General features: G+C 61.1%; 1 protein-coding gene. It reads left to right on the top strand.

The features are described 5' to 3' along the window. The coding region (locus KGQ19_RS48965) for a hypothetical protein (RefSeq protein ID WP_212022542.1) at positions 1-264 on the top strand (264 nt) is incomplete at its 5' end. Positions 265-350 lie beyond the last annotated feature (86 nt).

Raw genomic sequence — 350 nt, 5'->3', positions numbered from 1 at the left:
TTTTTACGGCCTTCGGTCATAGTTGTGCCGGTTCGGGGTTCGGGGTGGTGGGTGTGTTTGTCGGCTGCCGGTTCGCGCGTTCACAACCCCGCCCCACCTCAGGCCTCTTCAACTCCAGCAAGTCAGAGCAAGGGCAAGATCAACGGCACAGGCCAGATCAAGAGCAAGATCAACGACACAGGCAAGATCAACAGCAAGATCAAGGTCAAACCCATGGTGAAGAGCCGGGCCTCCGGCGGGCCTCGGCAACCTCAGGGAAACTAGCGCGGTTCCCTAGGGTGGCCGATCTAGTCTCAGCGGCTGCGGTTTGTGGGGTGGTGCGGTCCGTTCCCCTCGGTCGCGTCGTCAGC

It is taken from the genome of Catenulispora pinistramenti (assembly GCF_018274385.1).
Taxonomy (GTDB): Bacteria; Actinomycetota; Actinomycetes; order Streptomycetales; family Catenulisporaceae; genus Catenulispora; species Catenulispora pinistramenti.
This window is presented reverse-complemented; position numbering and strand designations above follow the sequence as displayed.